This is a genomic window from Lentzea indica, assembly GCF_012184385.1.
Classification (GTDB): domain Bacteria; phylum Actinomycetota; class Actinomycetes; order Mycobacteriales; family Pseudonocardiaceae; genus Lentzea; species Lentzea indica.
The window spans coordinates 1-7461 of the sequence record NZ_VSRL01000352.1 but is presented as its reverse complement, the minus strand read 5'-3'; the positions used below and the strand labels follow the sequence as shown (position 1 = coordinate 7461).

General features: G+C 67.5%; 9 protein-coding genes. 4 read left to right on the top strand and 5 right to left on the bottom strand.

Features of this window, described 5'->3' with window-relative positions; all coding sequences use genetic code 11:
* From FXN61_RS45365 to FXN61_RS45350, 4 genes are all read right to left on the bottom strand, one after another.
* Positions 1–292 (bottom strand): lysophospholipid acyltransferase family protein (locus FXN61_RS45365; protein WP_246293055.1); only part of this gene is annotated, 292 nt, incomplete at its 3' end.
* 161 nt (positions 293–453) lie between these two features.
* Positions 454–1494 carry an anthranilate phosphoribosyltransferase gene (gene trpD / locus FXN61_RS45360; protein WP_167980002.1) on the bottom strand — a complete coding sequence of 347 codons (1041 nt, stop codon included), beginning with the start codon at positions 1492–1494 and terminating at the stop codon, positions 454–456.
* A 7-nt stretch (positions 1495–1501) separates the two neighbouring features.
* Positions 1502–1912 carry a hypothetical protein gene (locus FXN61_RS45355; RefSeq protein WP_167980001.1) on the bottom strand — a complete coding sequence of 137 codons (411 nt, stop codon included), beginning with the start codon at positions 1910–1912 and terminating at the stop codon, positions 1502–1504.
* 80 nt (positions 1913–1992) lie between these two features.
* Positions 1993–2382, bottom strand: a complete 390-nt coding sequence (locus tag FXN61_RS45350) for a hypothetical protein (protein WP_167980000.1) — start codon at positions 2380–2382, stop codon at positions 1993–1995.
* Between the two features lie 93 nt (positions 2383–2475).
* Between FXN61_RS45350 and ctaE the strand changes: the two genes are divergently transcribed.
* From ctaE to qcrB, 4 genes are read left to right on the top strand one after another with little or no spacing between them, the layout of a single operon-like run.
* Positions 2476–3087 carry an aa3-type cytochrome oxidase subunit III gene (gene ctaE / locus FXN61_RS45345; protein ID WP_167979999.1) on the top strand — a complete coding sequence of 204 codons (612 nt, stop codon included), beginning with the start codon at positions 2476–2478 and terminating at the stop codon, positions 3085–3087.
* Positions 3088–3138: 51 nt separating this feature from the next.
* Positions 3139–3951, top strand: coding sequence for a cytochrome bc1 complex diheme cytochrome c subunit (gene qcrC / locus FXN61_RS45340; protein ID WP_167979998.1), 813 nt, complete (start codon positions 3139–3141; stop codon positions 3949–3951).
* Positions 3948–5075 carry a cytochrome bc1 complex Rieske iron-sulfur subunit gene (gene qcrA / locus FXN61_RS45335; RefSeq protein WP_167979997.1) on the top strand — a complete coding sequence of 376 codons (1128 nt, stop codon included), beginning with the start codon at positions 3948–3950 and terminating at the stop codon, positions 5073–5075. Before qcrC ends, qcrA begins: the two co-directional genes overlap by 4 nt.
* A complete protein-coding gene (gene qcrB / locus FXN61_RS45330; protein WP_167979996.1) occupies positions 5072–6736 on the top strand; it encodes a cytochrome bc1 complex cytochrome b subunit in 1665 nt (554 codons plus the stop codon). Before qcrA ends, qcrB begins: the two co-directional genes overlap by 4 nt.
* Positions 6737–6818: 82 nt before the next feature.
* Here qcrB and FXN61_RS45325 read toward each other — a convergent pair whose 3' ends face one another.
* Positions 6819–7106, bottom strand: a complete 288-nt coding sequence (locus FXN61_RS45325) for an Lrp/AsnC family transcriptional regulator (RefSeq protein ID WP_045309335.1) — start codon at positions 7104–7106, stop codon at positions 6819–6821.
* Positions 7107–7461: the final 355 nt, after the last annotated feature.

Sequence of the window (7461 nt, the reverse complement as noted above, 5' to 3'; positions counted from 1 at the left end):
CGTGTCGAGCGCGGCACGGGCGTCGCGGCCCTTGCCGCGGTGCACCGGCACGTGGCCGAGCGAGGAGAAGAACCAGCGGGACAGTGAGCCCTTCACGCCGGTGCCCGTGAAGTACTCCGCCTTTCGCGAGGAACGACACGCGGCGCGGGACGACCATGGGGATCACGACGCTGTCGATGAAGCTGAGGTGGTTGGCCGCCAGGATGACGGGGCCGTCGGTGGGGATGTTCTCCAGACCGTCCACCACCGGGCGGTAGACCAGACGGGCTGCGCGCGCGACGACATGCTTCATCACCGGGTAGAGGACCATGCCTCCAGCATTCCAGGTGGCGATTGCCACGGCGTTACCACGTGGTGCGCATCTCCGGGCCATCACTCGCTCGGGCTACGCCGATGCAGCGGCCGTGCGAGCACGGTCACGCGTCGGCGACGACGCGTGACCGAAACCGCCTTCTAGCCCTTCAAGGACGTTGAGAGCGTCACCCAGCCGCTGAGAAGCGTTGCCGCCCTGCCAGAGTCGATGGCGTCGGCCGCACGGCTCAGCGAGGCCGACAGGTCGGCGTGCAGGTCGTCGGAGAACCCGCCGTACGCCGCGATGGCCCCGGCGGCGTTCACGAGCACCGCGTCGCGCACCGAACCGGTCTTGCCGGCCACGAGGTCGCGGACCACCTGGGCGTTGACGGAGGCGTCGCCACCCTTCAGATCTGCCTCGCGCGCGGGCTTCACACCGAGCACCGCCGGGTCGATGGTCTCCGTGCGCACCACGCCGTCCTGGGCGAGCCACGCGGACGTCGTCGTGGTCGTGGTGATCTCGTCGAGGCCGTCGTCGCCCCTGACCACCAGCGCGGTGTGGCGGCGCCGCGCGAACACCCCGGCGATCAGCGGTGCCGCGGAAGCCCTGGCGCAGCCGATGAGGCCGACGGTGGGCTGAGCCGGGTTTGTCAGCGGGCCGAGCAGGTTGAACGACGTCGGGATGCCGATCTCGCGCCGCACCGGGCCCGCGTGCCGGAATCCGGGGTGGAACACCGGCGCGAAGCAAAAGCCGATGCCCAGCTCGCGAACGGTCGCCTGCACGCCCTCTGGCGGCAGGTCGATGGCGACGCCCAGCGCCTCCAGCACGTCCGCCGTGCCGCACTGCGACGACGCGGCCCGGTTGCCATGCTTCACCACGGGCACGCCCGCAGCGGCCGTGACGATGGCGGCCATCGTCGAAATGTTCACCGAACCGGAATGGTCGCCGCCGGTGCCCACGATGTCGGCCGCCCGCACGTCCACCGTGAAGCGGCGCGCGTGGTTGAGCATCATGGCCGCGAGGCCGTCGATCTCCTCCGGCGTCTCGCCCTTGGCGCGCAACGCGACGATGAACGCCGCCACCTGCGCCGGGGTCGCCTCGCCGGACATCACCCGGTCCATGCCCCAGGCGGTGTCGTCAGCGGTCAGGTCGACGCCGTCGAGCAGTCTGTTGAGCAGCGAAGGCCAGGTGCGCTCGCTCATCTCGGGATCAGCCCCTGACGACAGGAACAGCCGAGCCCCGCAGCACCTCGGCCACGGTCTCGGCGGCGGCCAGCGGGTCCAGCGGGTGCACGAGCACCGCGTCCGCCTGCGACCAGGTCGCGAGCCACCGGTCGTCCTTGCGGCGCACCGCGACGACGATCGGCGGGCAGTTCGTGATCTCGTCCTTGAGCTGGCGGGACAGGCCCATGCCGCCGGTCGGCTGCGCCTCGCCGTCGAGGATCAGCAGGTCGACGGTGCCGTTGTCCACCTCGTAGAGGACGTCGGCGATCGCGCCAGCCTCGACGAAGTCGACGCGCGACAGGTCCGGCGCGGGACGACGGCCGACCGCAGTGATGATCGTCTCACGCACCTCGGGCCGGTGGCTGAACACCAGGATCTTCGTGGTCTGCGTGCTCATCTCTCGATCCTCCGCTGCGACTGCCGACTGCGGTCCCCAGAAGAAAGTGCCCGCAGAAAGTGACCAAGGTCGCCGCGATGCTATCGGGCGGGCTGCAACGCGTCCCACCCCAGGGCTTCGCCGCCCAGCCGCTGCGCCAGCGACGCCATCCGCGACCGCTCCTGGGCGCAGTGCAACGCGTCCAGTTTCTGCACCCGGCTGATATGCGATATATCACCTGCGGCGATCACCCAGCCGTCCGGCGTGAGCAGCTCGCGTGCACGTTCTACCTGGTCAGTGGGGATGCGGACGTGGTGTCGCAACACGGCGGGCTCGTCGGCGCGCCACCGAGGAGAACGGCTCAACGCGGCCGAATCCGCCTCCGCGATGTCGAACGCCTCGACGACCACGACGAGCGTCGGGTCGTCGATCGACAACGACGGTTCGTCCTGTCGCCGCAGCAAGTCGCGCAATCGGCCCAGCAAGCCCATCCGTTGATCTCCTCGCCATCACCCGCTGTGTGACCCAGCCGACGCATGATCCGCCCAGGACCCGATGGGCGGACGGAAATAGCGCAAGCAATAATGCTGCCCGTGACCACGGCAGCGCCTTCAATCGGCCAGCGCGTGCACTCGCTGAACCGCCCGAACATGGTCAGCGTCGGCACGATCGTCTGGCTGTCCAGCGAGCTCATGTTCTTCGCTGGCCTCTTCGCCATGTTCTTCACGGTGAAGGCCCAGAACACTGCGGAGCACTGGCCGCCCCCTCCCACGCACCTGAACGTGCCCTATGCGTCGGTCTTCACGATCATCCTGGTCGCGTCGTCCTTCACCTGTCAGTGGGGCGTGTTCGCCGCGGAGCGCGGCGACGTCTTCGGTCTGCGTCGCTGGTACATCGTGACGTTGATCATGGGCACGATCTTCGTCGCAGGCCAGGCGGGTGAGTACTACAACCTCGTCCACGAGGGCACGACGATTCCGTCGTCGGCTTACGGCACGGTCTTCTACCTGACGACCGGCTTCCACGGCCTGCACGTCATCGGCGGCCTGATCGCGTTCATCTTCCTGTTGATCCGGACGAAGCTGAGCAAGTTCACGCCGGCGCAGGCCACCGCATCGATCGTCGTGTCGTACTACTGGCACTTCGTCGACGTCGTGTGGATCGGGCTGTTCGCCATCATCTACATCGTGCCCTGACCTGCTCCCAGCCACGAGCTCCCGAACTGACAGCAAGGGTTGCCGCACACCATGACCACCACTACGAAACGCCCACGCGGCGCCCGCACGAAGCTGCGTCGCCGGGTCGCCGGCCTGCTCGCGCTGGGCTTCGCCCTGCTGAGCGCCGGCATGCTGTTCGCCGCGTTCGCGCCCCAGGCGCAGACCGCGCAGGCGCAGCAGCAGGACGCGCTGGTCCGCCAGGGCGAGCAGATCTACCTGAACACCTGCATGGGCTGCCACGGCAAGTCCCTCGAGGGTGTCAAGGACCGCGGGCCGAGCCTGATCGGCGTGGGCGACGCCGCGGTGTACTTCCAGACTTCCTCCGGCCGCATGCCCATGGCACGGCAGGAGGCGCAGGCCATCCGCAAGCCCGCGAAGCTCTCCCCCGAGGACATCAACGCGTTGATGGCCTACATCACCACGAACGGTGGCGAGGGCCCGAAGAAGCCCGCCGAGTCCGGTGAGGCCCTGCGCGGCGACAACCCGGCGCGCGGTGGCGAGCTCTTCCGCCTCAACTGCGCCAGCTGCCACAACTTCACGGGTCGTGGTGGCGCGCTGTCGTCCGGCAAGTTCGCGCCTGTGCTCGACGGAGTCAGCGAAGAGCAGATCTACACGGCGATGCTGACCGGCCCGCAGAACATGCCGAAGTTCGGCGAGCGCCAGCTCACGCCGGAAGAGAAGAAAGACATCATCGCGTACGTCAAGTCGGTCACCGACGGAAACAACAACTCCGGCGGTAACCCCCTGGGCGGGTTCGGGCCCGTGTCCGAGGGATTGATCGCGTTCATCGTGGGTATCGCCGCGCTCATCGGCGTGACCCTCTGGATCGGAGCCAAGGCATGAGCGGCGACAAGCCGACCGAGCTGCCCAGCGAGGCAGAGCTCGCGGAGATGAGCCGGGACGACCTCGTCAAGCTCGGCACGAAGCTGGACGGCGTCGAGCTCGTCCACTACGAGGACAAGTGGCCGGTTCCCGGCACCCGCGCCGAGCGTCGTGCCCAGCGCGTGGTCGCGCTGTGGTTCATGATCTCCGCGTTGTCGGGCCTCGCCTTCCTCGGCGTGTTCCTGTTCTGGCCGTGGCAGTACGAGGCCCCGCACACCGACGGCCACCTGCTGCACATGCTCTACAACCCGCTGATCGGCCTGCTCCTGGGTCTGTCGGTGGTGGGCCTGGGCGTCGGCGCGCTGCTCTACACCAAGAAGTTCATCCCCGATGAGCTCGCGGTGCAGCAGCGTCACGACGGCCCGTCGACCGAGGTCGACCGCGCCACGCTGGTCGCCGAGCTGGCCGACGCCGGTGAGCGCAGCGGCATCGCCCGCCGCAGCCTGATCAAGCGCACCGCCGGTCTCGGCGCGGGCGTGCTGGGTCTCGGCATCACGGTCGTCCCGCTGGGCGCGCTGGTCAAGAATCCGCACTCGGACAGCGAGACCAAGAACTCGCTGTGGCACACCGGCTGGAAGCCGGAGAAGCCGGGCGAGAAGGTCTACCTGCGCCGCCACACCGGCAACTTCCACGAGGTCTCCCTGGTGCGCCCCGAGGACGTCGAGCCGGGTGGCTTCGAGACGGTGTTCCCGTTCCGCGAGTCCGAGCGCAACGACGAGCACGCGCTGGTCGCGGCTCTGAAGCGGGCCGACGCGCCGGTCATGCTCATCCGCATGCGCCCGAACCAGGCGATCACCAAGCGCGCTGGTCAGGAAGACTTCAACTACGGCGACCTGTACGCGTACTCCAAGATCTGCACGCATCTTGGTTGCCCGACGTCGCTGTTCGAGCAGCAGACCGGTCTGCTGCTCTGCCCGTGCCACCAGTCGCAGTTCGACGTCTTCGAATACGCCAAGCCGCGATTCGGCCCGGCGACCCGTCCTCTGCCGCAGCTTCCGATCACTGTGGACGAAGAGGGATACTTGGTTGCCCGCAGCGACTTCATCGAGGCTGTGGGTCCGGCGTTCTGGGAGCGGAAGTCATGAGTGCTATCACCACTCCGACCAAGCCGGCCAACGCGGCCGCGCGGGTCGCTGGCGCGGCGGCGAACGCTGCTGACGAGCGCTACCACGCCGCCAAGGGCATTCGCCACCAGATGAACAAGGTCTTCCCGACGCACTGGTCGTTCCTGCTCGGTGAGATCGCGCTGTACAGCTTCATCGTGCTGCTGCTGTCGGGCACGTACCTCGCGTTGTTCTTCGACCCGTCGATGACCGAGGTCACCTACAACGGCGCGTTCGAGAACCTGCGCGGCATCGAGATGTCGCGCGCGTTCGCCTCGACGCTCGACATTTCGTTCGAGACGCGCGGTGGCCTGTTCGTGCGCCAGGTGCACCACTGGGCGGCGCTGCTGTTCATGGCCGCGATCGTCGTGCACATGTTCCGGATCTTCTTCACCGGCGCGTTCCGCAAGCCGCGTGAGATCAACTGGGTCATCGGCATCGTGCTGTTCATGCTCGGCGCTATCGAGGGCTTCCTCGGCTACTCGCTGCCGGACGACCTGCTCTCGGGCACCGGCCTCCGCGTCATGGCGGCGTTGCTGATCTCGTTCCCGGTGGTCGGCACCTGGATCAACTGGCTGATGTTCGGTGGGGAGTTCCCCGGCACGGACATCATCCCGATGCTCTACACCGCGCACATCCTGATCATCCCGGCGATCATCCTGGGTCTGATCGCGGCGCACCTGGCGCTCGTCTGGTACCAGAAGCACACGCAGTTCCCCGGCGTGGGCCGCAAGGAGACGAACGTCGTCGGTGTCCGCATCATGCCGGTGTTCGCCGCGAAGGGCGGTGGCTTCTTCGCCATCGTCGTCGGTGTCATCGCGATCATGGGTGGCGTCTTCCAGATCAACCCGATCTGGAACTTCGGCCCGTACAACCCCGCGCAGATCTCCGCCGGTTCGCAGCCGGACTGGTACATGGGCTGGACCGACGGCCTGGTCCGCATCTGGCCCGCGTGGGAGTTCTACCTGGGCAACTACACGATCCCGGCGGCGTTCCTGCCGTTCATCCTCGGTCTGCCGCTGCTGACCGGCATCGCGGCGGTCTACCCGTGGATCGAGAAGAAGATGACCAAGGACTACGCGCACCACAACCTGCTGCAGCGCCCGCGTGACGTGCCCGTCCGCACCGCGCTCGGCTGGATGGCGATCACGTACTTCATGGTCCTGCTGCTCATGGGCGGCAACGACATCTTCGCGTACAAGTTCGACATCTCGTTGAACCTGACGACGTGGATGGGCCGCATCGGCATGCTGGTCCTGCCGCCGATCGCGTACTTCGTGGCCTACCGCATCTGCATCGGCCTGCAGCGCGGCGACCGCGAGGTCCTGGAGCACGGTGTCGAGACCGGCATCATCAAGCGCCTGCCGCACGGCGAGTTCATCGAGGTCCACCAGCCGCTCGGCCCGGTGGACGACCACGGCCACCCGATCCCGCTCGCCTACCAGGGCGCGTCGGTGCCGAAGAAGATGAACAAGCTAGGCTCGGCCGGTCACCCGGTCGCCGGCAGCACGTGGTCGCCGGACCCGGTCGAGGAGACCGTGGCGCTGGAGAACGCGCGCAAGAAGAAGCACATCTCGGAAGAGGTCACCGCCGAGGACAAGGCCGGTGAGCTCGCGGGCAAGCCGTCCGACCCGAAGTCCTGACCTGCCGGGTCACCAGTAGTGCGAAAGCCCCCGTGAATCTTCACGGGGGCTTTTCGCTGTGTCGGCTCGGGGTCAGCTTGGTCTACTGGGCGTCGTCCAGGCCGATGGCGAAGGCCGCTTCGTCGTCCCGCTTCGAGTAGCTGCGGAACGCGATGTGCGTGTCGGTGTTCAGCACGCCCGCGACCTTGCTGATCTTGCCGGGGACAAGGGCAGCGAGATCCTCGTGCTTGCTGACCCGCACCAGCGCGATCAGGTCCACGTCACCTGCGCAGGAGTACACCTCCGTGACTCCGTCGATGTCGGCGATCTCCTGCGCCGCCTCGGGAATGCGTTCGGCGGCGGCCTGGATCAGCACGATGGCGGTGACCACGGCGTCCTCCTCTGGTCTCTGCACTGATATCTGGAGCATCCGTAGTCTGCCCTACCGGCTGATCGTCGGCGTGAGGACGTCGGCGCCATCTTCGGCCTCCGCCGAGCGCTCACAGGAACTGATATATCGCTCAACGCCGCCCCTGTTGAGCTGTGCCTTAGCAATGACTCTTTTGACGACGTCGTCAAAAGAGTCATTGCTAAGGCACAGGTGGCGTTTGACTGCGGGGGTCAGTTCCAGTGGTCGTGCGGGGGACGGGCGCCTGCGGCTTGTTCGGCCCACGGCACCCATGCCGCCGCGGCACCGGCGGGCGAGGACCACGGCTCGTCCGCGTACACGAGGCGGGTGCCCGGCT

Bases quoted from the DNA above. Each gene is read 5' to 3' on its own strand.
- qcrC (WP_167979998.1), top strand. From the start codon at position 3,139: ATGACCACCACTACGAAACGCCCACGCGGCGCCCGCACGAAGCTGCGT.
- ctaE (WP_167979999.1), top strand. From the start codon at position 2,476: ATGCTGCCCGTGACCACGGCAGCGCCTTCAATCGGCCAGCGCGTGCAC.
- FXN61_RS45350 (WP_167980000.1), bottom strand. From the start codon at position 2,382: ATGGGCTTGCTGGGCCGATTGCGCGACTTGCTGCGGCGACAGGACGAA.
- qcrA (WP_167979997.1), top strand. From the start codon at position 3,948: ATGAGCGGCGACAAGCCGACCGAGCTGCCCAGCGAGGCAGAGCTCGCG.
- qcrB (WP_167979996.1), top strand. From the start codon at position 5,072: ATGAGTGCTATCACCACTCCGACCAAGCCGGCCAACGCGGCCGCGCGG.
- trpD (WP_167980002.1), bottom strand. From the start codon at position 1,494: ATGAGCGAGCGCACCTGGCCTTCGCTGCTCAACAGACTGCTCGACGGC.
- FXN61_RS45355 (WP_167980001.1), bottom strand. From the start codon at position 1,912: ATGAGCACGCAGACCACGAAGATCCTGGTGTTCAGCCACCGGCCCGAG.